The sequence below is a fragment of the Mycobacterium sp. SM3041 genome (genome assembly GCF_039668335.1).
Taxonomy (GTDB): Bacteria; Actinomycetota; Actinomycetes; order Mycobacteriales; family Mycobacteriaceae; genus Mycobacterium.
The window spans coordinates 13,641-35,925 of the sequence record NZ_JAYXBQ010000068.1 but is presented as its reverse complement, the minus strand read 5'-3'; the positions used below and the strand labels follow the sequence as shown (position 1 = coordinate 35,925).

The following is a 22,285-nucleotide window of genomic DNA, read 5'->3' as shown; positions in this document are numbered from 1 at the left end:
TCCCATGCTAGAGCACAGGCATGGTTGATGCCAGCGAACGAGCCAACGCGAAGCTATTCGACAGTGACCGACTTCGCCAGGTTCCGCGGCTTGTCCACGTCGTATCCACGCTCACGGGCCACCGACGCGGCGAACACCTGCAGCGGGATGGTCGACAGCAGGGGCTGGAACAACGTCGAGGTCGTCGGCAACTCGAAGATGTAGTCCGCGTACGGCCGCACCGTCTCGTCGCCTTCCTCGGCGATGACGATGGTGACCGCGCCACGGGCCTGAATCTCCCGGATGTTGCTCAGCAGCTTGGCGTGCAGCATCGAGGAGCCCTTGGGCGACGGCATCACCACGATCACCGGCAGATCGTCGTCGATCAGCGCGATGGGACCGTGCTTGAGCTCGCCGGCGGCAAAGCCCTCGGCGTGCATGTACGCCAGCTCCTTGAGCTTGAGCGCACCCTCGAGCGCCACCGGGTAGCCAACATGCCGCCCCAGGAACAGCACCGTCGGCGACTTCGCGAACTGCCGGCCCAGATCGGCGATCGGGTCCAGCCGCTCGAGCACCTGCTCGACCAACGCCGGCATGGCCTCCAGCTCGCGGTACTCGCGGGCGACCTCGTCCGGGTACTTGGTGCCGCGCGCCTGCGCCAGCGCCAGGCCCACCAGGTAGTTGGCGGCCACCTGGGCCAGGAACGTCTTGGTCGCGGCGACGCCGATCTCCGGCCCGGCCCGGGTGTAGAGCACGGCGTCGGCCTCGCGCGGAATCTGCGAGCCGTTGGTGTTGCAGATGGCCAGCACCTTGGCCTTCTGGCCCTTGGCGTGCCGGACGGCCTCCAGGGTGTCGGCGGTCTCGCCGGACTGCGAGATGGCGATCACCAGCGTGCTGCGGTCCAGGACCGGGTCGCGGTAGCGGAACTCGCTGGCCAACTCGACCTCGACCGGCAGCCGCGTCCAGTGCTCGATGGCGTACTTGGCGAGCAGGCCGGAGTGGTACGCGGTACCGCAGGCGACGATGAAGACCTTGTCGACGTCGCGCAGCTCCTGGTCGGACAACCGCTGCTCGTCGAGCACGATCTTGCCGTCGACGAAGTGACCGAGCAGCGTGTCGGAGACGGCCGCGGGCTGCTCGGCGATCTCCTTGTACATGAAGTAGTCGTAGCCACCCTTTTCGGCAGCCGACAGGTCCCAGTCGATGTGGAACGGGCGCGCGCGGTCGGATGCGTCGTTGCCGTCGAAGTCCAGCACCTGGTAACCGTCCGCAGTGATCACCACGGCCTGGTCCTGTCCGAGTTCGACGGCGTCGCGGGTGTACTCGATGAAGGCCGCGACATCGGAGCCGACGAACATCTCGCCGTCGCCGACCCCGACCACCAGCGGGGTGGACCGGCGGGCCGCGATGATGGTGCCGGGATCGTCGGCGTTGCTGAACACCAGCGTGAAGTGACCCTCCAGCCGGCGCAGCACCGCCAGCACCGACGCGACGAAGTCACCGGCCGTCGGGCCGTTCCGGTAGGCCTGCGCCACCAGGTGGACGGCGACCTCGGAGTCGGTGTCGCTCTGGAACTCGACGCCGGCGGCCTCCAGCTCGGCGCGCAGCCCGGCGAAGTTCTCGATGATGCCGTTGTGGACCACCGCGAGCTTGCCGCTGGCATCGCTGTGCGGATGCGCATTGCGGTCGGTGGGACGCCCGTGGGTCGCCCAGCGGGTGTGCCCCATGCCGGTGGTGCCCTCGAGCTCGGCGGCATCGGTCTCGGCCAGCGCCTCTTCCAGATTGGCCAGTCGGCCGGCGCGCCGCCGGATGGTCAGACCCCCGTGGCCATCGGCCAGGGCGACACCGGACGAGTCGTAGCCGCGGTATTCCATCCGTCGCAGCGCGTCGACCACGATGTCGCGGGCCGGCCGTTGCCCGACATAGCCGACGATTCCACACATGGTTATCCAGGGTAGTGCAGCCGCCCGGGTGCCGGACCGTGCATGCGTGACGCGCAAACCAGGGCCACTGCGCTAACGTCATCGCGTGGCCAAGACGAAGAAGCTCTTCGGCGCTCTGACGCGCCGCGGCCCGCACCGCGTTCTGCGTGGTGACCTGGGTTTTGCCGGCCTGCCGGGCACCGTCTACACCCCCGAGGCGGGGCTGAATCTGCCCGGCGTGGCATTCGGCCACGACTGGTTGCAGGGTGTCGGACGTTACAACGGCACGCTGGAGCATCTGGCGTCGTGGGGCATCGTCGCGGCCGCGCCCAACACCGAGACCGGCATCGCGCCGTCGGTGCTGAACCTGGCTTACGACCTGGGCACCACCCTCGACATCATCACCGGAGTCCGGCTGGGCCCCGGCAAGATCAGCGTGCACCCGACCAAGTTGGGCCTGGTCGGGCACGGTTTCGGGGCCTCGGCCGCGGTCTTCACCGCCGCCGGCCTGGGCTCGTCGGCCAACCCGCTGAAGGCGGTGGCGGCGGTGTTCCCGACCGCCAGCAAGCCCGACGCTGACCAACCCGCAGCCGGTCTGCGGGTTCCCGGCCTGATCCTCAACGCACCGGGCGCCGAGCTGACCATCCAGTCCAACGCCACCGAGCTGGCCGCCGCATGGCGGACGGCGACGGTCCGGACCGTCGCCAAGGCCGTCCCGGGCGGTCTGGCCGAGGGCTTCCGGCTGTCCAAACTGGTCGGGATGCCCGGCGCGGATCGCCGCACCCAGAAGACAGTGCGCGCGCTGCTGACCGGCTACCTGCTGTTCCAGCTGACCGGCGACAAGACCTACAAGGATTTCGCCGACGCCGACGTGGTGCTGCCGAAGACCGTCGCCGCTGATCCGGACGCCGAGAACCCGGCGCTGGAGGACAAGGTCGCCGCGCTGCTCAAGGGCTAGTGGTTGCGCAGCGCGCTGATCAGGTCGTCCTTCTTCAGTGACGAGTACCCGGTCAGACCCAGCTCTTTGGCGCGCTTCTTCAGGTCCTGCACCGTCCAGTCGTCATAAGACCCGGACTTGCCGCCCTTGCGGCCGACAGAAGAACGTCCGCGGGCGGCCGCGGCATTCGAAATTCGGGCTGCCTTTTCTTTCGAATCACCCTGCTTGCGCAGTTCTTCGTACATCTTTTCGTTCTTGATCGAGGAATTGGGCACGGCCATGGCTCCTTCGCTGTGAAATGCACAGGCAGAATTCCCTGACCGCACGCCATTGAAACGCGGTAACGGATTCACTCGCCCACTTGCGGCAACTCATCGGCCGCGATCTCACACGGCGTCTTGGTCGTCGGGTTCTCCTGTCCGGCAACGGGTTCCGTGGGCAGCGAGACCGGTGCCGGCGGCGGGGCGGGCGCCGGCGGCGACTGCTCTGTATCGGGGCCGGGCGGCGCGACTTCCGGTTCGCCCGCGTCCGTGGCGATCTCGTCGGTGCCTTTCTCTGTGTCGGCTTTGTCGTCGGGATTGTCGCCGGTGTCTTCGTCGTCGGCTTTGTCGTCGTTTTCGTCCTCGTCGGAGGTCTCGTCGTCGTCCTTATCGTCCAGCTCCAGGTCTTCGGCGAGGCCGTCGTCGACGTCGCTGAGCCCGTCCAGTCCCGATGCCGCGGGCGCCAGACCCGCCATGGAACCGAGCGCTCCCCCGATGGCATCGGTCAGCTGCCGGCCCAAACCGCTGATACCCGAACCGAATCCGAGATCTCCGGACGGCCCGGCCGTCGGCGGGGTTGCCGCGGCAGTGCCGAGCGCCGGTTCGAGAGCTCCGGGCGCAGCGGTCGACGGCGCCGGGGCGGATTCGGCAGAAACGGGCGGGGCCGACGGCGCTGCAACAGGTTCGGCCGGCACCGGCGGAGCCGCAGGTGCGGACGGCGCCGTCGGCGTCCACCCCGCCGCGGTGCCCAACGTCGCGAAGGGCGCAGCCGCCGCGGCCTGATATGCCGGCGCGGCCGGCCACGCCGGTGCGGGCGCAGCCTGAGGCGTCCAATCGGGCGTCAGCACGACGGGCACCGCGAACGACACCCCTGCCGGGGTGACCGCCGCGATGGCCGAATCGTACGCCGCCGCAACGGCATCGGAGGCGTCCTGCAGCGCAGGCAGCAGGTCCCCCGACACCGCACGAAGGACGAAGGGCTTGACCTGCTGATCGACGATCTCGCTGGCGGCCGACAGGTCGCCGGCCCCGGCGAGGACCGCGCGGACTGCCGCGCTCCACTGGTCTCGGTGCCCGGCAGTCTGCGCGTCGGCCCGCAACACCGCGTCGACCTTGGCGTCGACGGCGCGCCACAACGCGTCCCGCAGCGTCGTCAGTGCCTGTGCGCTCCGCTGCAGATGCGCGACCACATCCTCGGCCGCCACCGTCAGGGTGCGCAGAAACCCGCCGGCGGCGTCCCCGCCGGTGCCCGCCCACTGTGCCGTCAGATCCCGATATCCGTTGCCCTGCAACCGCACTGCACCCTGCGCGACCACCACCGCAGCGTCAAGCGAGCGGGCGTCCGCGGCCAGCGCGTCGAGGTTCAGCCCACTCTCGGCGTAATACAACTCCGCCAACGGCCCTGGGGACGGCACGCCCAACACCTGGCATGCCGCCACGTACTCGTCGAGGACCGTCACCGCGCCGTCGCCTTCGGAAAGCCGCCCGGCCACATCGAACGCAGCCGCCATCATCAGACCAACCGGCCGGCGAGGTCGGTATCCGCGTCCTCGTAGCGCGCCGACGAAACCCGTAGTGCCGCTGCGGCTTCCGTCGACGCCGAGGCCCATGCCCGAAGCTGTCCGGCCGACTGGTCCAGCGCGGCGCGTAAGGCGGCCGCGCGCGAGGCATGATCGCGCCCGCCGCAGAACCCGTCGAAGTACCAGCGCAACAACGGCGCGACCGCGGTGCCGAGCATGTCGGCGACCGATTCGCACCGCTGCGCGACATCCCGCACTGCCGAGAGGTCTATCCGAGCGACGTCACGTTCTCCCATGCCTTGCTATGACGCGCGGCGCGGCCGTTCGGTTCCATCGAAGCTGAAAATATCCTGTGGCCGCCCGCCAAAACGACCTTCGTGGACGGCTGTCGGCACTAGCCTGCAACGATGCAACCGCTGGTCTTCCTCGATACGGAGACCACCGGCCTGCACGCCGACCGGCAGCCCTGGGAAATCGCCATGCTGCGGCGCGACGATGCCGGTGAGTCGCGCATCGTGATGTACATCGATCTGGCCGACCTCGATCTCGACGCGGCCGAGCCCGCGGGCCTGCGGATCAGCCGCTTCGCCAGTCGCCATCCGCAGGTGGTCTACGGGCCCATCGACCTCCCGTCGGTGCACCGTGAACAGGAAGCCGCGGAAATCGTTCGCGAGTGGACCATGGACGCCACCATCGTCGGTGTGGTGCCCAGCTTCGATACGCAGTGTCTGTGCGCCATGCTGGCGCGTCATCAGCTGACACCGGGCTGGAGCCCCAAGCTCATCGACGTCATCTCCCTGGCCGCCCGGTACGTCCTGGACTACGGGCGCACCCCGGGACGGGACTCGACACAGTTGTCCCGGCAGTGCGGAGTCCGGCCGCCCGGCGCCGGCCTCCGGCACACCGCGCTCGGCGATGCGCGATGGGCGATGCGGTGGTACGACCAGCTGTCCACCCGCCTGATGTCCCGACTGGCCCAGTAGGACAGGCGAACTCAGCGCAAGCCCGGGTGCGTGCCCGACTGCCGGGCCCGCCGCTGGACGGCGGCGATCTCACGCAGCCCGTCACCGAGCAGGCTCCGGTTGAGCGGCGAGAGGTCGCCGACGGTGACCACGTCGTTCGGGGTGCGACCGTCGGCGATCAACTCCACCTGATGCGCCAACCGCATCCGTTGCAGCATGACGAAAACCTCTGTGAGGGTGCGGGAGTCGCGCTCGGTCAGCGCTCCGGTGCCCACCGCTGCCGCGAGCCGCGCCGGCGTCGATGCCGACGTCATGTCGGCGGTCAGGCCGCCCCACCGGGCCAGGTTGACGATCGGCGTCACCGCATGCGTCTTCAGATCGAACGTGCCGCCGCGCCGCGACAGCACATCGCGCAGCGACCACGTGCGCACCTTGCCCGACAGCGCATCGAGCAGCTGCAGGCGCAGGGCGTTCGGATGTTCGTCACGCATCCGGTGGAACACCGTGGGCACGGTGTGCAGCGCCCGGTTGCCCCACACCACGCGACCGTCGATCAGCAGGGAGGACAGGATCAAACCCTTGCCGCGCAAGGGATCATCGAGCCAGCCCTCGGCCGCCTGTGCCCAGTCGGAGGCCGACCGCGCGAACGCCTTGTGCGACGCGACGGCGCCGTTGCTGTCGGCAGGCAGGCCGCAACCGTCGAGGATGGCGTGCGTGCGGGCCGCGATGGCACGCAACTGCGCGCACTCGGCATCGCAGCTGTCGGCCCAACTGAGCGCGCTGTCCACATCGGAGGACGGCATGGCCTCCCGACGGGCGATGCTGCCGAGGGTGAGCCACGCGAACTGGTCCTGCGTCGGGCCCGGGCCGGCTTCGGCCAGGGCCAGCTCCAATGCCTTGCGCACCAACGCATCCAGCACGATCGAGGCGATGCTGCTGGCGGCCGACGCCTTCGTCCCGGTGCGAAACAGCTCGACCGCGATCCGGGTCACGTCGCGACCATGGCGCTGGAGCGCGGCGGCATCGGGCGCCTGCGCGATCGCCCGGCGCAACACGAAGCTCTGCCGCGCCGAGGCGGCCAGCAGATCGACGTCCTCCAGCACGCCCAGCACCGCACCGCGTGGCGACAGCACCGGCATATGGCGCATGCCCCGCTCCAGCATGTCCAACAGGACGGTCTCGGCGGTGCGATCGGCGGTCACCGTCTGGGCGGGCGCGCTCATCACCTCGGAGATCGGGACGTCGACGGGCAACCCGGCCGCGACCACGCGCGACCGAAGGTCGCGGTCGGTGAAGATGCCGACGCCGCCCTCGCGCAGCCGGATCAGCGCGTAGGACACCCGCTGCTCGCTCATCTGCACGACGGCGTCGCGAACCGAGACGCCCGGCTCCACGATCAGCACGGTGCCGTGCACCAGATCGCCGACCGGCCGGGAGTCGCCGGCGGTGATCAGCTGCGACTGCGACGACGGTGTGGCGGACAGCGCCAGGAAGCGCAGCCCCGCCGGTTTGGCGAACTGCGCCCGCACGAGCTCGCCGGGCAGGCGGATGACGGTGGCGGGTTCCGTTGTGCGGGCCAGGAATTCGATACCACCACCGGTCAGCATCGGCACGTAGCCGAAGATTTCGCCGGGCTCGATGGTGTCGAACACCTGCCCGTCGCCCACCTCCTGAAGGTTCACCGAGCCGGTCAGGACCATCCAGATATCATCGGGGACCTGCCGGGAGAAGTCCGCGATCACGGTGCCGGCGCGGTACTGCTCCACCGACGACGCGGCGACGAGGTCGTTCAGTTCGGTGTCACTCGCCGTCTGAAACGGCGGGCGCGAACCGAGGAAGTTCACCAGCTCCGGAGAGGTCACTTCGCCATCGTGCCCTACGTCACCCGTTGCGAATGAGGTCCGCACATTTCTCGGCCATCGTCATCACCGTGATGTTGGGGTTGACCACCGGCAATTTCGGCATCGCCGAGGCATCGACCACCCGCAGGTTGTGCACCCCCTTGACGCGCAGCTGCGGGTCGAGCACGGCCATCGGATCGTCGACCGCACCCATCCGGGCGGTACCGGCCGGGTGGTACACGGTGTTGTGCGTCTTGTAGATGTAGGCGAGCAGTTCCTCGTCGGTCTGCGCATCCGGGCCGGGCGCCAGTTCACGGCCGATCCACTCCTGCAGGGGCTCCTGCTCGGCGATCTTGCGAGCCAGCTTGATTCCGGCCAGCATCACCTTCTCGTCGTGCCCTTCCGGGTCGGTGAAATAGCGCGGGTCGACCTTCGCCCGATCCCGGAAGTCGCGTGAGGCCAGTCGCACGGTGCCGCGTGAACGGCCTTGTGTCACATTGGGAGTCAGGCAGAAGCCGTTATCGGTGGTGGGGTACCCGTGCCGCAGCGTGTTCATGTCGAACGGGACGCTGCCGTAGTGCATCATCAGGTCGGAGTGATCGGGGTTGTCGCCGGCGACCTCGGTGGTCGCGAACAGCCCGATCTCCCACCACTGCGTGGATTCGGTGACCATCGGCTTCGCCGCTTCCCAGAACACGAGGCCCTCGACGTGGTCGTCGAGGTTCTCACCGACACCGGGCGAGTCGACCCGCACCGGCACCCCGACCTCGTTCAGGTGGGCTGCGGGCCCGATTCCGGACAGCATCAGCAGTTTCGGGGTGTCGATCGCGCCGGCCGTGACGACCACCTCGCGCCTGGCGGTGACGACGTCGTAGCCGGTGAGGTCCGGGCGCTGGTACCGGACACCGGTGGCCACCGGCTCGTCGCCGGAGTCGTCGAACAGAATCTCGGCCACCCAGCAGTTGGTCAGCACTGTGAGGTTGGGCCGCGAATCGAGGATCGGGTGCAGGTACGCGTGCGAACTCGACATCCGCTCGCCCGCCTCGTTGGCGTTGATCTGCAGCCAGCCGGCCGCGTTGAGGGTCCAGTCGTCGCGGTTGAACTGCACGGTCTCCAGGCCGACCTTGGCCGCGGAGTCGATCACCGCCTGGCCGCACGGGTCGTTCGGCGGCACGTCGCGCAGCCGGACCGGGCCCGAATCACCGTGCGGCACACCCTGGTACGTGCCGGTGGCGGTGTTGTTCTCCACCTTCGCAGTGAACGGCAGTACGTTCTCGGGACCCCACCCGGTGGCGCCCATGGCCTCCCAGTCCCGCAGGCCCTGGGCCAGCGGCCAGAACGCGATGCAGGAATTGTGCGATGAGCACCCACCGAGAACCTTCGCCCGGGCATGCCGCATGAAGCTGTTGCCCTTCTCCTGCGGCTCCACCGGGTAGTCCCAGTCGTAGCCGGAGTCGAGGAGGTGCATCCACTCCGACAACTCGAGGATGTTGCGGTCACCCACATCCGACGGCCCGGCCTCCACCAGGCACACGGTGACATCGGGGTCCTCGGACAGCCGCGCCGCGAGGACACAACCGGCGGTACCGCCACCCGCGATCACGTAGTCGTAGATTTGCTCTGGCATGTTACGAACTCCTCGAAAACTGTTCGGGCAGAAGGGAATCGGTTCGGCTGGTCAGTCGCGATTGAGCGCCGAATGGGAGGCAAGCGTGCCAATGTGGTTGCGGCCCTTGACGAAATACCAGAGCAGGCCCAGTCCGAGGATGACGCCGATGTAGACGAACGCGCCCCAGGTGTTGTACCACGGGTCGCCGTAGATCGCGACGCGCGGCCAGGCCAGGTTGATCGCCATCCCGATGCCCCACAACACCGCGAAGATGTTGACCGGCAGGCCCCACTTACCCATGGTGAAGTAGCCACCCTCGGCGAGGTCCTTCGGCGGCCACTCGCCCCGCAGGCGCTTCTTGAGCAGTGGACCGGTGACCATCAGATACGCCAGGTAGATCATGATGATCGCGATCGAGGTCAGCACCGTGAACACCTTGGGCTGGCCGAGGTTGATCACGAGAATCAGCGCCGCGATGATGCCGATGACGACGGCCGGCACGACGGGCGCCTGCGTCTTGGGGTGCACCTTGGCCAGCTTCTCGCCGAACGGCAGCGCGTTGTCGCGGGCCATGGCGAACGTCAACCGGATGGCCGCGGTGTGCACGGCCAGCGAGCACACCGTCACCGCAACCACGATGCAGATCAGGAAGATGGTGCCGAGCGGTCCCCACATCACCTTCTCGACGATGGACTGCAGGCTGCCGTCGGGACTGCCGAGCGCCGGGTCGTTGAGGTCGGGCGTGGCCATGATGGCGCCCGCCAGGATGGCCCCGCCGATCACGAACGAGGCCAGGATCGCGCGCAGGATGGCCTTGGGCGCGGTGCGGCGCGGTTCGACCGTTTCCTCGCCGAGCGAGCTCGCGGTGTCGAACCCGTACATCACGTACAGCGACGCCACCGAGGCAACCAGGAACGCGCCGAAGTATCCGCCGGGTAGGCCTGCGCCGTGGCCCTGGGTGTCGAAGAACACGCTGGGGCCGCGCTTGATGTTGAACAGCAGGATGACCGCAATGAGCACGGCCGCAATGAGTTCGATGAAAACGCCGGCGCTGTTGATCATCGCCATCAGCCGCACGCCGAAGGCATTGATGACGGTGGTGAACGCGATGAGGACGGTGCCCAGCAGGATCGCGTTACCGGCGAAGTCATAGGGTCCGGTGCCATCGCCGATGATCTGGAATCCGTGCCAGAGCCGCGGCAGGTTCAACTGCAGGGCCAACACCACCGCCGACAGCGTGACGATGGAGGCCGTCAGCATGAGCCATCCCGAACTCCAGCCCACGATGCGGCTGCCCAGCTTCTTCGACCAGTTGTAGACCGAACCCGCGACGGGATACTTGGCGGCGAGTTCCATGAAACACAACGCAACTGCCATCTGCCCGATGAAGACCATGGGCCACGACCAGAGATACGCCGGGCCGCCGTTGCCGTAGCCGACATAGAACAGCTGGAAGGTACCGGTCAGGATCGAGATGTAGCTGACCCCGGCCGCGAAGCTCGCGAATTTTCCGATGCTGCGGTCCAGTGATTCCTTGTAGCCGAAATCCTCGAGGCCGCCGCTGTCGGTGTCAGTGAGGTTCTGAGTCATGAAGTTGTGTCCCTAGCCTTCGCTGGCAGCGTCGAACCAGCCGGCCGGCGTTGGCGCGGTGTTGTGCCAGATATGTTTGAGCTCTTGATATTCCGCGAGGCCCGAGGGACCGAGCTCGCGGCCGTTGCCCGACTTCCCGAAACCGCCCCACTCCGCTGCCGCGGTGTAGTAGCCGAAGTCGTTCAACCACACCGTCCCGTGCCGCAGTGCGCGCACCACACGTTCGCCCCGCGCGGGATCAGAGGTTCGCACCCCTGCCGCGAGACCATACTGCGTGTCGTTGCCGAGCATGATCGCCTCGGCCTCGTCGGTGAACCGCTCCACCGTCATGATCGGCCCGAAGGTCTCCTCCGCGACGATCCGCATCGAGCGGTCGCAGCGGTCGAAGATCGTCGGCAGGAAGAAGTAGCCGTCCGCCAGCGCCGGATCGCTGGGCCGGGTCCCGCCGGTGATCAATTTCGCACCCTCGGAGATGCCCAGGGCCACAAAGGATTCGATCTTGTCCAGCTGTTGCTTGGACACCAGCGGGCCGGTCTCGCTGCGCGGGTCGGTACCGTCGCCCATCCGGATCTTCTCGGCACGCTCGGCGAGTTGGGCGACGAAGTCGTCGGCGATCGACTCCTCGATGATCACCCGGGTACCCGACGAACAGACCTGACCCGAGTGCAGGAATACGCCGGTGAGGACCTGGTCGACGGCAGCGTCCCAGGCCGCGCCGGTTCCGATGTCGGCGAAGACGATGTGCGGGTTCTTCCCGCCGAGTTCCAGCGCCACCTTGGTCACGTGCGCGGCGGCGGTCCTGGCGATGTGCTGACCGGTGCTCAGCCCACCGGTGAACGAGATGAGGTCGACATCGGGATTGTCGGTGAGTGCCGCACCGACGGCGGCCCCACTGCCCTGGATCAGGTTGAGCACGCCCGGGGGCACCCCCGCTTCCTGGGCCAGCCGGACGAAGGCGATGGTCGAAAGCGGTGTCACCTCACTGGGTTTGGCCACCATGGTGCAACCGGCCGCCAGGGCCGGCGCGATCTTCCAGGAGATCTGCAGGAGCGGATAGTTCCACGGGGCGATCAGCACGCACACCCCGATGGGCTCGTGCACCACCCGGCTGATGACGGCCGGGTTGCCCACGTCGACCAGGCGGTCCGACTGCGTCGCGACCAGGCGCGCGTAGTAGCGGAACACCGAGATCACGTCGTCGATGTCGATCCGGCTCTCCGCCAGGGTTTTTCCGGTGTCGGCGGTCTCCAGTGCCGCCAGCGACTCCTTGTCGCGGGCCAGCAGGTCGGCGATGCGCTCGAGCAGCGCGGCCCGCTCGGCGACCGGCGTGGCCGGCCAGTCCCCGGCATCGAAGGCCGCGCGGGCCGCGGCGACAGCCGCCAGCGCGTCGTCGTGGGTGGCCTCGTCAACCGTGGCGAAGACCTTGCCCGTCGCGGGGTTGATGAGTTCCCGGGTACCGCCATCGGCGGCATGCCGCCACTGCGATCCGATGAGCAGATCAGGTGCACCGTCCACGTTGCCTCCTCGATTACCGGTGATCACCCAGGCGACAGGCGATCCGGCGGCGACCATACTCGGAACCCACTGTGCCCATGCGATTTTCGGACGCGACGGTCCTGCGATTCACTCTGGGCATCGCGGCTCGCTTTCCCTATGGGCGTCGGAGGCAGTCGGGCCGCCACGACGAGACCATCGACTACGGCCGCCCCGGCCCTGTCGCCAACTAATATATCACTAGCTGATCAGTAATGATGGGTTTCGAGATTCTCATCCGACTCATTTTTTTGCGGCCCGCTGCGCGGCATGCGGGAGACGTCATCTGGCCTTCCTCGGCGTCGATCCCGGCTGCCCGCGTCTGACGAGTTCGGCACCGGAATTCATGTGCGCGACGCGTCCCATGCGGCGCTGGACGTCGGCGATCTCTTTGACGGTCTGCTCGATCGTGCTGCGGTCGATGGGTGAGATCTCGTCGAGGTCGATGATGTCGTCGGGACGCTGCCCCGCCTCGATCTGGCGCAACTGGTGTTCCAGCCGGAGCAGCTGGAGCGCGTCGAACGCTTCGATCAGCCGGCTCGCGGAGCGGTCGGTGAGCACCTCCGACCCGGCAGCAACGCGGAGCCGGTCGACGGTGTGCAACTCCGGGGATCCGACGCTGAGCGAGGCCCACCTCGCGACGTTGACGATCGGCAGCAAGCCGCGGCCTTTGATGTCGAACTTCTCGTCACGCCCGATGATCCGGTCCCGCACCGAGAGCAGGCGCGCTCGGCGCGAGAGCGAATCCTGCAGCAGCAGTTCGACGGTCGCGGGATGGCGATTGAAATCGCGGAAGACGCGCGCGGGCTCGGGCAACGCCGGGTCGCCGAAGATCGGCCGGGCATCCACCAGGAGCGAAGCCATGATGGTGCCCTGATTCTGCTGAGGGTTGGTGAGCCAGCCCTGCGCCGCCTCTCGCCACTGCGAATCGGTACGCGAGAACCCCGGGTGCGACGGGAACGCATGATGAGCGTCGACGCCGATGCCACAGAGCTGCAGCACCTCCCCCACGACGCTGAATGCTTCGCGGTAGCGCGGGATTTGGTCCTCGTACGAATCCGCGAACGTCACGGCAGCATCGACGTCGGACGAGGGCACCGCTTCGCGCCGGCCGATGCTGCCGAGTGAGAGCCAGGTGAAGGCATCGATCGACAGATCGTTGAATTCCTCGTGGTCGAAGACCAGGAAGATCGCGCGACGGGTGACCGAGGCGATCAGCGCCGAATGGACGGCGATCACCCGGTCGGCCGTCAGCCCGCGCGCCAGGATGTCGGCAAGCATCGCCGGAACCCGGCGCGCATGTGTGATCAGCCCGTCGATGCTGCAGGCCTGCCGGATCTGTGCGTTCAGGCTGACACCGGCGGTCGTGGGCGCGAGCATGAAATCACGTTCCCCGACCGCGCCTTTCAGGCGGCCGTCGTCTCCGGTGACGAGCAGGAACGAGACGCCGTGATCGAGCAGCATGATCAGGGCGTCAGCAGACGACATACTCGCCGGTGCCGTGATCGCGGGATAGTCCATCACCGCATTCGCGGGCGACTCCCGCGGCAGACCTTCCCCGATCACCTTGCGGCGCAAGGCTTCATCTGTCACCAGGCCGAAGTGGCCGGTACCGGTGTCGACGGCGGCGTACGGCAGGCCCAGCTCGGTCATGCGCGCTGCGAGTGCCGTCACCGATTCGTCGGCCCGCACGACGAGCGGTTCGCGGTAGACCAGATCCGACAGCAGTGTGTACCGCGGCTGAGCGGCCGTGAGCCCGCGCACGTGCGCGATCTCGTCGGCCAGGAAACGCGCGCCGCTGCGGGACGCGAACGCGGGAAGGACGATCCCGGACGGCAGGTTCGCGACGATGACCTTGGTCTTCGCCTCGATCCGCGGGCCGACCGGCCGCCCCGCGAGTGCGGAGGTGTATCCGATTGGCGCGCCACGCGTGAACTTGTCGGCAGGCCCCTCACCGATGCGTTCCGGATCGAACCAGAGATCGATCTCTCCCGACATCACCAGTCCGATGCTCGTCGGCATCGTGGCGAAGGCATCCAGAATCAGGTCGCCCGGCTGGTACTCCGCGATCTGCGCAGCAGCCACCGCGCCGGCGCGCTCGGCCGGACTCAGTGCATCGAACGGTGGGCAGTGCGCCAGCAGTTCGGCGAGTTCGGCCAGTTCCGCCTCGGTCCCGGTCTCGGTCGACATGCCGCAGTCCTCTCCGGAGTCGCTCACCCGACGGTGGGCCGGGAGCCGGTCGTGACGACGAAGGCGCCCCACTCCGGGGTCGCCTCGACGAGGTGGCCGGGATCGATACCGATGAGACGACCGCCCGGGAAGCGGGTCACCTCATGGTGCAGTCGCGCATCATAGGTGGTTGCCGGATGGTCGGACGCACCGTGCGAGCCACTGTGGCCGTGCACCTGACTGAACGGGAGCATCGTGCCTTCCCACCCGGGCACGACCTCCTCGGTGCGGCTGGCCCATAACGGACCCGCCATCGGATTCGGTGGGCCGAGCATGGCGCCGCCGCCGTACAGCGTCGGGCACCCCGTGCGGGCCAGGCTGTTGATCCGGCGCGCCGCCTGCCGCGCGGTATCGGGGGCGAGGAGGTGCTCGCGCCAGAACTGCTCGGTGACCCCGGCATGCGTCACCAGGAAATCCTCTTCGTCGGTCTCGACGGCGACCGCGGCGTGCAGCTTGCCGTCGGCCCACCACTTCTTCAGGATGCGCTGTTCCAGGTAACCGATCCGGTCCTCCCACAGGAAACTGTTCGGCCGCAGATACAGAGCCTCATGATTGCCCACAAGTTGAACCCACTGCCCGGGATACGTGTTCAGGTAGTAGTCGACCAGACGAACGACACCCTCGGAGTCCGGGCCCCGGTGCACCAGATCCCCCACCTGAATCACGACGAGATCGTCGGGCAACACCCCGGTTTCGGAGACACCGAGGGACCGCAGCTCGCGCCGCAGCTCCTCGATGTGCCCACCGACATCGCCGATCACGGCCACCCGCATCGTCATGGACCGGATTTTCCTCCCGCCTCGCGCCGCACCTGGCCGAGTCCGCAGCGGCGTGACCCAGGCCCGGCCTGTGTGGCGTGCGCTCAGTGGCTCATGTCCAATTCGCTCAGCGACTTGCCGCTGGTCTCCGGAGCCAGGATCTGTGACACGATCGCGCCGGCGAAGGCGATGATTCCCGCGAAGACCATGGTCCAGGTGAAACCGAGGTGCTTCATCGAGAGCGGGATCAGGAACAGACCCGCAGCAGCACCGAGGCGGCTGATCGCCGCCGCGAATCCGGTACCGATCGCCCGGACCTCGGTCGGGAAGACCTCCGCGGGATAGATTTGAGTGAACGCGGTGTACATCGCGTTGACGAACGAATACGCCAGGAACAGCGCCAACATCACCATCGACATCACACCGACCTGCTCCACCGGAAGCACGAAGCTGCCGAGGACGGCGATGGCGACCAGCAGACCGCCGGCGATCCACTGGGTCGGAACGGTCATCTTGCGCCGCCCCCAACGGTCGATCATGAACATCGTGAAGATCACGCCCAACCAGGCGACGACCGAGAGAACCACTCCGCGCATGAGGCCCTTCATGCCGATATCGCCCAGCAGGCCGTCGGCGAAGGTCGCGATGGCGAAGTACGGCGTCACCGCGCAGGTCCAGAACACGGCCATGAAGACCGTCGAGCGCCACACCGCCGGCGAGAACAGCATCTTGAAACTGCCCGTCGCGCCGCCCGCAGTGGCTTTCATCATGTCGGTCTGGTAGGCGGTGTCCAGATACCCGACGACCAGTCCGTGCGCCTCCTCGGTCCTGCCCTTTGCCCACAACCAGCGCGGCGACTCGGGCAACCCGATCCGGCCGATCAGCAGCGCGGCTGCGATGAGCGTTGTAGTGCCCAGCGTGACCCGCCAATCCACACCGGCCCGGTCCATGAAGTAGCCGATGACGAACGCGATCATGAAACCGCCGTACCAGGCGACCAGGGTCAGGGCCAACAGTTTGCCGCGGAGATGGGTCGGCGCGAACTCCGCCAGCATCGGCAAGCCGACCGCGTACTCGATGCCGACGGCCAGGCCCATCAACAGACGAACGGCGAAAAGCTGTTCTGGTCCGTCGACGAAGAACTGCAGAGCCGAAAAGGCCGTGAACAGCGCCAGATCCCAGAACAGAATCGGCTTACGGCCGAACTTGTCTGCCAGCCACCCACCCAAAGGTGAGCCGATGAGAATGCCGAGCATCGCCGAGGCGGCCTCCAGCCCGATCCAGACGGTGGTGAACCGGGGGTCCAGCTCGATGGTGTGCGTGACCGGACCGATGCTGCCCAGGATGTAGCCATCGAGGAACATGCCGCCGACCAACACGACGATCATCCGCGCCATGAACCGGCGCTTGCGCGCCAGCACGGCCGGGTCGTCCGAGAATGTCGCTGCCGCACCTTCGCTCACGGACATGGCACGTGCTCTTCAGGAATCGGTGTACAGGACATCACTGCTCCTTTGATCGCGGGTTCCGAAATAGCGGACGTCGTTGGCCTGGATGGCACTGCGCTGCACAGCCTTTGGGTGGTGTGGTGTCCCGGTCCGCCGAGGCCGCCTCTCCAGCCGGCCCGGCGGACCGGGACACCGCGCCGACTCCGCGAGTATTCGGCGCCCGGCCGGTTGCCGGGAGCCGAATGCCCGCATCTAGTCGGCGAGCTTGTTGCGCAGCCAGTCATGGAAGTCGCCGAGGTGGTGTTCGCTGGGCACCAGCACACCGCCGTCGCGATAGACGCGGGAACTCATGGCGGGCTGACAGCGCTCGCAGGCGTCGAAGTCCTGCTGGTTGACGCGGTGGAACAGCTCTACCGACTTGCTCACGTCGCGCCCGGATTCGACCACGCCGGGCAGGTACAGCCAGTCGCATTCGACAATGGTGTGGTCCGCCGCCATCGGGAACATCCGATGGATGATGACGTGATCGGGCACCAGGTTGACGAACACCTGCGGACGTACCGTGATCGCGTAGTAGCGCCGGTCCTGATCCGCGGTGACGCCGGGGATGTGCTCGAAACCCTCTGAGCCATCGATGGTGAAGCCGGCGACGTCTTCGCCGAACTCCGCGCCGTGGCCGACGTAGTACTGGGCGGCGTAGCCGTCCGCGAACTCCGGCAGCACCTCGGTCAGTTCCGGGTGGATGGTGGCGCAGTGGTAGCACTCCATGAAGTTCTCGATGATGAGCTTCCAGTTCGCCTTGACGTCATAGACGATGCGGCGACCGAGGCTCAGATCGCCCACCGTGTAATGGTCGATCGACTCGACATCGCCCAACCGATCCACGATCTCCTGCATGACGGTGTCCTCGAACGACGGTGGCTCGTCGGCCAGGCACACCCAGACATAGCCGAGCCACTCCCGGACCGAGATCTTGTGCAGGCCGTATTCGACGCGGTCGATGTCGGGCATCTTCGTCAGGTTCGGCGCCGCGACGAGCTTGCCGTCGAGATCGTAAGTCCATGCGTGATAAGGACATTGGAACGCGCGCTTGACCTCGCCGCTGTCCTCGGTGCACAGCCGGGCGCCGCGATGCCGGCACAGGTTGAAGAACGCGTTGATGTCACCCTTGCGCGACCTGGTCACCAGAACGCTTTCGCGACCGACCTGGACGGTCTTGAACGCACCCGGCTTGTCCAGATCCGCGGCGCGCACAACGCAGAACCACATGGTCTCGAAAATCTTCTCCTGCTCGAGGGCGAAGACCTCCGGATCGGTGTAGTAATGCCCTGCCAGAGTGGAAATGAGGCTTTCCGGCAGGCTCGGCACGGTGGCGGTCATCGAACTCCTTTGCGATGTCATGTCGTGAGTTTGGTTGGGGTGCAAGAACTTCGGCTCAGACCGTGGTGGGCGTCGGCACCAACTGGCGGCGCCACCGGGTGAACAGCCGGGGCTGGTCGATACCGAGGACCGCCACCAGGCGGCCGTCGCGCCGGTACGTGGCCAGCAGGCAGCGCTCCTCGCAGCTGCCCTCCTCGATGGTGATCTCGTCATCGGGACGGGCCAGGCCGGCGAACTGAATGCGGGAGCCGTACTGATCCGACCAGAAGTACGGCGGCTTCACCGTCGACTCCTGCGCCAGACCACCCGCCAGCAGCGCGGCGACCGCCATGGCAGGACGCTCCAGCGCACCGGTCCAGTGTTCGACCCGGTGGTGGGTGTCGGTGGCGGCGTCGAGCCATGCCGCGCAGTCCCCGACGGCGACGACGTTCGGCAGGGCCGTCTGCCCGTGTGTGCCGCACAGCACGCCGTTGCCGAGCGCCAGTCCGCTGCCCTGCAGCCAGTCGATGTTGGGCACGCCGCCGATACCCACCACGACGATGTCGGCCGGCAGATGGCGGCCGTCGGCCAGATCGACGCCGGCCACCCGCCGCACACCGCCCGGGGTGCGCAGTGCGCGCTCCTGCCCGACCAGTCCGGCCACACCGACACCGCAGATCAGCGTCGTTCCGTTGGCGGCATGGGCACCGGCGACCACACCGCCGAGCCACCCGCCGAGCTGCATCTGCAACGGCGTGCGGGCGGCTTCGACGACGGTGACGTCCAGGCCCAGCTTGCGGGCCGTCGACGCGACTTCGGCCCCGATGAAACCGGCGCCGATGACAACCAGCCGAGCGCCCGGCACCAGTTCGGCCCGCAACGCCACGGCGTCGTCGATGGTGCGGATGACGTGCACGCCGGCCATACCCTCGCAGCCGGGCCAGCGGCGGGCGCGGGAGCCGGTCGCGAGCACCACGCCGTCGGCGTCGATGCGCGTCCCGTCGGCGAGTTCGATTGCGCCACTGCGACTGTCGAGCTTGGCGGCGGCGACACCCAGTCGCCAGTCCGCCTGCAGATCGTCGTCGTCGGATTCCAGCGCGAGGTCGGCTTCGGAGACGGTGCCGGCGAGGAACTCCTTCGACAGCGGCGGGCGGTCGTACGGCCGCTGCGCCTCGTCGCCGATGACCGTCAGCCGCCCGTCGAAGCCCTGCGCCCGCAGCGCCCGCGCCGCCGACAGGCCCGCGAGCGACGCTCCCACGATCGCGACGTGCTTCATTACTGCCCCGCGCCCAGTCGAGCCCGGATGTCGGGCGGCAGGTTGGGTTTCTCGGTGCTCAGTTCGACGTGGATGACGCCGTCGGAGATCACGACCGTGTGCGTGCGCACCGGCAGCTTGGCCGGCGGCGCGTCGACCGCTCCGGTGCGGAGGTTGAACCGCGAGGCGTGCAGCGGGCACTCGACGTCGCACCCCTCCAGCCAGCCGTCGGCCAGGGAGGCGTCCTGGTGCGAACAGGTGTCGTCGATGGCGAACACCTCGCCGTCCTCGGCGTGGAAGACCGCGATGGGCGGGTCGGTTGCCACGCGCCGAGCCTCGCCGGGCGGGAGTTCGGAGAGCCGACAAATCTCAAGCATCGGGTGTGCCCTCTCGGTGAGTTCGACGCGTATTACGCAACGTGATTCGAATTATGCAACAGTGTGTGCGCAGTCACATATCCGTGTCAAGGGGTGGACGGGATGGTTTACACAGCCGGAACAACTGCCCAAGCGGGCTTGAAAGCCCAGGTCAGTCGGATGTGCGGCGAGTCGACGCCAGGTTGTGCGGCAGCTCCGCCGCGCCGATGCCGCTCGCACCACCGGCGCTGCGGGGGCATCGACTTGAGGTTCGCCACCGGGCACGGGAATCACCGATGGCGAACAGTTGATATATTAGATCGCGTTGATCTGATATGCAGCGTGAATCGACGAATTGGCCGATAGGGCGTGCGCAGTCAGCGCCGATAGCCCATGCGGCGGCTGACATCATCGGCCGCCGCGACCACGGTCGGCGCGATCTCCCGGGCGCGCTCCTCGGTGAGCCGATACGCCGGACCAGAGACGCTCAGCGCGGCGATCACCACACCGAGGTGATCCCGGATCGGCGCGGCGACGGCGTTGAGCCCGGGCTCGAGCTCCTCCAACGACACCACGTAGCCATTGCGGGGCACGTCCTGCAACTGCGCTTCCAGTCGCTCGATCGACGTGATGGTGCCTTCGGTGAATCGCTGCAGCCCAGCCGCCGCCAACAGGTCCCGCCGGGCATCGGCAGCCATGAAGGCCAGCAGCACCTTGCCGCTCGACGTCGCGTGCAACGGCGTGAGCTCCCCCACCCAGTTGTGCGTGCTGACCGCCGCGGGTCCCCGCGCCTGGTCCACGTTCACCGCGTACTCCGATCGCAGCACCGCGATGTTGACGGTCTCGCCGACCTCGGCCGCCAGTCGCTCGCAGATCTCCCGGCCCTGCCGCGTGACGTCGAGCCGGCCCGACACTGCGTTGGCCAGCCGCAGGATGCCGAAGCCGAGCCGGTACTTGCCGCGCTCGAAAGCCTGCTCGACGAGTTCCCGATCCTCGAGCGCCGCGAGCAGGCGCGAGACCGTCGACTTGTGCACCCCGATGTCCGACGCCAGCTCGGTGACTCCGGCTTCACCCCGGCGCGCGAGGAGATCCAGGACAGCGAGCGCGCGGTCGACGGACTGCACGCCCCCATTGCCGGAATCAACGCCGTTGTTGCTCATTACGCAACGATAACCACATCGTGATGCGTGTGGTCGCGTTCGTCGGCCACGTTAGACGATTGCGCGGATCGCCTTCTCGAACCCGGTGACGTGGTCGAGCGCCATCTGCGCAGCGGCGTCGCCGTCGCCACCGGCGATGGTCCGCAACAGCTCGGCGTGCTCGCCCACGTGGCGGGCCACCGTCGGCAGGCGGTCGAGGAACAGGCAGAAGATCCGGGTCGCGAGATTGTCGTAGCGGACCAGCACATCCTCGAGATGGGGATTTCCGGCTGCTCGGTAGATCGCGCGGTGCGCGCGCAGGTCCCACCGCATGAGCTCGTCGCGATCGATGTTCTGCACATCGAGCGCTTCGGTGCGGTCGGCGAGCGCGAGCAGGCCGGCACGCACGTCGGCCGAGGCGTTCTCGGCAGCCGCGCGTGCGGCGACGGGCTCGAGATTGACCCGAATCTGAGAGATGTGCCGAAGGTCGGCGACATCGACACCGGTGGCGAAAGTGCCGCGGCGCGGGAACGAGACCACCAACCGATCCGCTTCGAGGCGCTTGAGAGCCTCGCGGACGGGGGTCCGGCCCAGCTCGAGTTCGGCCGCGAGGTCGTTTTCCACGATGGCTTCGTTGGGCCGGATATCCAGCATGATGAGCTTGTCGCGGATCACCAGGTATGCCCGGTCGGCGAACGACATCTCCTCGGAGACAACGTCATCGAGCTGTTCCACACCGGCAACGCTCACGCCCGCCCCGCCTTCCCGACGTTGCCGACTTCAGCGTCCGGCAACTGATCTGATCTGGTCAGGTCAATGATATATCAGGACCTGCGCCGTCCGGCCCGCCCGATCGCGGCCGGTCGGTGGCGCGCCGCGGAGGGCGTCACAGCAACGCGCGAATCGCCGCCTCGAAGCTGCAGACATGGGCCAGCGTCAGGGCGGAAGCCGTGGCCTCGTCGCCCGCGACGATGGCCTCCAGCAGCTCGATGTGCTCACGGACGTGGCCGGCGACGCCCGGCAGCCGGTCCAGGAACAAGCACCAGATCCGGGTGGCATGCGCGTCGAGACTGACGAGGATGTGTTCCAGGTGCGGATTGCCCGAGGCCCGGTAGATCTCGCGGTGCACATGGACGTCGTGCCGCAGCACCTCACGGGGATCGTCGGTGTCGTCGATCCCGGAGATCGCCCGCGCGAGTGCCGTCAGCCGGGCGCGGGTCTCCGGTGTCGCGACGCGGGCGGCCCGGGCGGCCGCCGTCGGCTCGAGCAGCTTGCGAATCTCCGAGATGTCGGCCAGGTCCGTCATGTCGACGGCCGTGGCGAACGTGCCCCGCCGCGGGTAGGCGACGACGAGGCGGTCACGCTCGAGACGTTTGAGGGCCTCCCGCACGGGAGTGCGGCCAAAGCCGAGGTCAGCCGCGAGGTGGTCGTCGTTGATGGGCTCCCCCGGCCGAATGTCCAGCATCACCAGGCGTTCGCGGACGATGTCGTAGGCGCGGTCCGCGTTGGTCTCGGTGGCGGCCGCCCTGGTGTCGGGTTGAGTGCTGTCGAGATCGCCGAACGACAACTCTGTCAGGGTCATCGCCAA

General features: G+C 67.7%; 19 protein-coding genes. 2 read left to right on the top strand and 17 right to left on the bottom strand.

Annotation, left to right across the window (positions count from 1 at the left end):
- Positions 1-53 precede the first annotated feature (53 nt).
- Positions 54-1,922: a glutamine--fructose-6-phosphate transaminase (isomerizing) gene (gene glmS, locus VXD91_RS21595; RefSeq protein WP_212806857.1), complete on the bottom strand. Its 1,869-nt coding sequence runs from the start codon at positions 1,920-1,922 to the stop codon at positions 54-56.
- A gap of 85 nt (positions 1,923-2,007) precedes the next feature.
- Between glmS and VXD91_RS21590 the strand changes: the two genes are divergently transcribed.
- Positions 2,008-2,859 (top strand): hypothetical protein, encoded by an 852-nt coding sequence (locus VXD91_RS21590; protein ID WP_346416355.1) that lies wholly within the window; start codon positions 2,008-2,010, stop codon positions 2,857-2,859.
- On the opposite strand, the gene VXD91_RS21585 is transcribed toward VXD91_RS21590, so the two are convergent.
- The 3 genes from VXD91_RS21585 to VXD91_RS21575 all read right to left on the bottom strand — a co-directional run bounded on the left by VXD91_RS21585 (position 2,856) and on the right by VXD91_RS21575 (position 4,914).
- The gene (locus VXD91_RS21585; RefSeq protein ID WP_346416354.1) at positions 2,856-3,113 is read right to left on the bottom strand and encodes a Rho termination factor N-terminal domain-containing protein; all 258 of its coding nucleotides are present in this window, start codon (positions 3,111-3,113) and stop codon (positions 2,856-2,858) included. The genes VXD91_RS21590 and VXD91_RS21585 overlap by 4 nt on opposite strands.
- 74 nt (positions 3,114-3,187) lie before the next feature.
- Positions 3,188-4,609: a hypothetical protein gene (locus VXD91_RS21580; RefSeq protein WP_346416353.1), complete on the bottom strand. Its 1,422-nt coding sequence runs from the start codon at positions 4,607-4,609 to the stop codon at positions 3,188-3,190.
- Positions 4,610-4,611: 2 nt separating this feature from the next.
- Complete coding sequence (locus tag VXD91_RS21575) at positions 4,612-4,914, bottom strand: type VII secretion target (protein WP_346416352.1); 303 nt, start codon at positions 4,912-4,914, stop codon at positions 4,612-4,614.
- A gap of 111 nt (positions 4,915-5,025) precedes the next feature.
- On the opposite strand from VXD91_RS21575, the gene VXD91_RS21570 reads away from it, so the two are divergent.
- A complete protein-coding gene (locus VXD91_RS21570) occupies positions 5,026-5,601 on the top strand; it encodes a hypothetical protein (protein WP_346416351.1) in 576 nt (191 codons plus the stop codon).
- 11 nt (positions 5,602-5,612) lie between these two features.
- Here VXD91_RS21570 and VXD91_RS21565 read toward each other — a convergent pair whose 3' ends face one another.
- From VXD91_RS21565 to VXD91_RS21505, 13 genes are all read right to left on the bottom strand, one after another.
- Positions 5,613-7,442, bottom strand: coding sequence for a DUF294 nucleotidyltransferase-like domain-containing protein (locus VXD91_RS21565; protein ID WP_346416350.1), 1,830 nt, complete (start codon positions 7,440-7,442; stop codon positions 5,613-5,615).
- Positions 7,443-7,461: 19 nt separating this feature from the next.
- Positions 7,462-9,048 carry a GMC oxidoreductase gene (locus VXD91_RS21560; RefSeq protein WP_346416349.1) on the bottom strand — a complete coding sequence of 529 codons (1,587 nt, stop codon included), beginning with the start codon at positions 9,046-9,048 and terminating at the stop codon, positions 7,462-7,464.
- A gap of 51 nt (positions 9,049-9,099) precedes the next feature.
- The gene (locus VXD91_RS21555) at positions 9,100-10,620 is read right to left on the bottom strand and encodes an amino acid permease (RefSeq protein WP_346416348.1); all 1,521 of its coding nucleotides are present in this window, start codon (positions 10,618-10,620) and stop codon (positions 9,100-9,102) included.
- 12 nt (positions 10,621-10,632) lie between these two features.
- On the bottom strand, positions 10,633-12,135 hold the full coding sequence (locus VXD91_RS21550) for an aldehyde dehydrogenase family protein (RefSeq protein ID WP_346416347.1): 1,503 nt from the start codon (positions 12,133-12,135) through the stop codon (positions 10,633-10,635).
- Positions 12,136-12,435: 300 nt separating this feature from the next.
- Positions 12,436-14,343, bottom strand: a complete 1,908-nt coding sequence (locus VXD91_RS21545; RefSeq protein WP_318986463.1) for a putative nucleotidyltransferase substrate binding domain-containing protein — start codon at positions 14,341-14,343, stop codon at positions 12,436-12,438.
- A gap of 23 nt (positions 14,344-14,366) precedes the next feature.
- A complete protein-coding gene (locus tag VXD91_RS21540; RefSeq protein ID WP_318986462.1) occupies positions 14,367-15,161 on the bottom strand; it encodes a metallophosphoesterase in 795 nt (264 codons plus the stop codon).
- Positions 15,162-15,244: 83 nt separating this feature from the next.
- Positions 15,245-16,609 (bottom strand): MFS transporter, encoded by a 1,365-nt coding sequence (locus tag VXD91_RS21535; protein WP_318986461.1) that lies wholly within the window; start codon positions 16,607-16,609, stop codon positions 15,245-15,247.
- A 231-nt stretch (positions 16,610-16,840) separates the two neighbouring features.
- Complete coding sequence (locus VXD91_RS21530; RefSeq protein ID WP_318986460.1) at positions 16,841-17,968, bottom strand: aromatic ring-hydroxylating dioxygenase subunit alpha; 1,128 nt, start codon at positions 17,966-17,968, stop codon at positions 16,841-16,843.
- 55 nt (positions 17,969-18,023) lie between these two features.
- Positions 18,024-19,223, bottom strand: a complete 1,200-nt coding sequence (locus VXD91_RS21525; protein WP_318986459.1) for an FAD-dependent oxidoreductase — start codon at positions 19,221-19,223, stop codon at positions 18,024-18,026.
- Positions 19,223-19,579, bottom strand: coding sequence for a bifunctional 3-phenylpropionate/cinnamic acid dioxygenase ferredoxin subunit (locus tag VXD91_RS21520; protein WP_318986458.1), 357 nt, complete (start codon positions 19,577-19,579; stop codon positions 19,223-19,225). The genes VXD91_RS21525 and VXD91_RS21520 overlap by 1 nt, the downstream gene beginning before the upstream one ends.
- Before the next feature lie 356 nt (positions 19,580-19,935).
- Positions 19,936-20,718, bottom strand: a complete 783-nt coding sequence (locus VXD91_RS21515; RefSeq protein ID WP_318986457.1) for an IclR family transcriptional regulator — start codon at positions 20,716-20,718, stop codon at positions 19,936-19,938.
- A 51-nt stretch (positions 20,719-20,769) separates the two neighbouring features.
- Positions 20,770-21,399, bottom strand: coding sequence for a GntR family transcriptional regulator (locus VXD91_RS21510; protein WP_318986519.1), 630 nt, complete (start codon positions 21,397-21,399; stop codon positions 20,770-20,772).
- A gap of 184 nt (positions 21,400-21,583) precedes the next feature.
- The gene (locus VXD91_RS21505) at positions 21,584-22,279 is read right to left on the bottom strand and encodes a GntR family transcriptional regulator (RefSeq protein ID WP_318986456.1); all 696 of its coding nucleotides are present in this window, start codon (positions 22,277-22,279) and stop codon (positions 21,584-21,586) included.
- Between the last annotated feature and the right edge of the window lie 6 nt (positions 22,280-22,285).

Excerpts from the sequence above, each read along its gene's own strand:
- VXD91_RS21520 (WP_318986458.1), bottom strand. The coding sequence starts at position 19,579 with ATGCTTGAGATTTGTCGGCTCTCCGAACTCCCGCCCGGCGAGGCTCGG.
- VXD91_RS21560 (WP_346416349.1), bottom strand. The coding sequence starts at position 9,048 with ATGCCAGAGCAAATCTACGACTACGTGATCGCGGGTGGCGGTACCGCC.
- glmS (WP_212806857.1), bottom strand. The coding sequence starts at position 1,922 with ATGTGTGGAATCGTCGGCTATGTCGGGCAACGGCCGGCCCGCGACATC.
- VXD91_RS21505 (WP_318986456.1), bottom strand. The coding sequence starts at position 22,279 with ATGACCCTGACAGAGTTGTCGTTCGGCGATCTCGACAGCACTCAACCC.
- VXD91_RS21580 (WP_346416353.1), bottom strand. The coding sequence starts at position 4,609 with ATGGCGGCTGCGTTCGATGTGGCCGGGCGGCTTTCCGAAGGCGACGGC.
- VXD91_RS21535 (WP_318986461.1), bottom strand. The coding sequence starts at position 16,609 with ATGTCCGTGAGCGAAGGTGCGGCAGCGACATTCTCGGACGACCCGGCC.
- VXD91_RS21575 (WP_346416352.1), bottom strand. The coding sequence starts at position 4,914 with ATGGGAGAACGTGACGTCGCTCGGATAGACCTCTCGGCAGTGCGGGAT.
- VXD91_RS21570 (WP_346416351.1), top strand. The coding sequence starts at position 5,026 with ATGCAACCGCTGGTCTTCCTCGATACGGAGACCACCGGCCTGCACGCC.
- VXD91_RS21530 (WP_318986460.1), bottom strand. The coding sequence starts at position 17,968 with ATGACCGCCACCGTGCCGAGCCTGCCGGAAAGCCTCATTTCCACTCTG.
- VXD91_RS21540 (WP_318986462.1), bottom strand. The coding sequence starts at position 15,161 with ATGACGATGCGGGTGGCCGTGATCGGCGATGTCGGTGGGCACATCGAG.
- VXD91_RS21545 (WP_318986463.1), bottom strand. The coding sequence starts at position 14,343 with ATGTCGACCGAGACCGGGACCGAGGCGGAACTGGCCGAACTCGCCGAA.
- VXD91_RS21510 (WP_318986519.1), bottom strand. The coding sequence starts at position 21,399 with ATGTCGTTCGCCGACCGGGCATACCTGGTGATCCGCGACAAGCTCATC.
- VXD91_RS21525 (WP_318986459.1), bottom strand. The coding sequence starts at position 19,223 with ATGAAGCACGTCGCGATCGTGGGAGCGTCGCTCGCGGGCCTGTCGGCG.
- VXD91_RS21515 (WP_318986457.1), bottom strand. The coding sequence starts at position 20,718 with ATGAGCAACAACGGCGTTGATTCCGGCAATGGGGGCGTGCAGTCCGTC.
- VXD91_RS21555 (WP_346416348.1), bottom strand. The coding sequence starts at position 10,620 with ATGACTCAGAACCTCACTGACACCGACAGCGGCGGCCTCGAGGATTTC.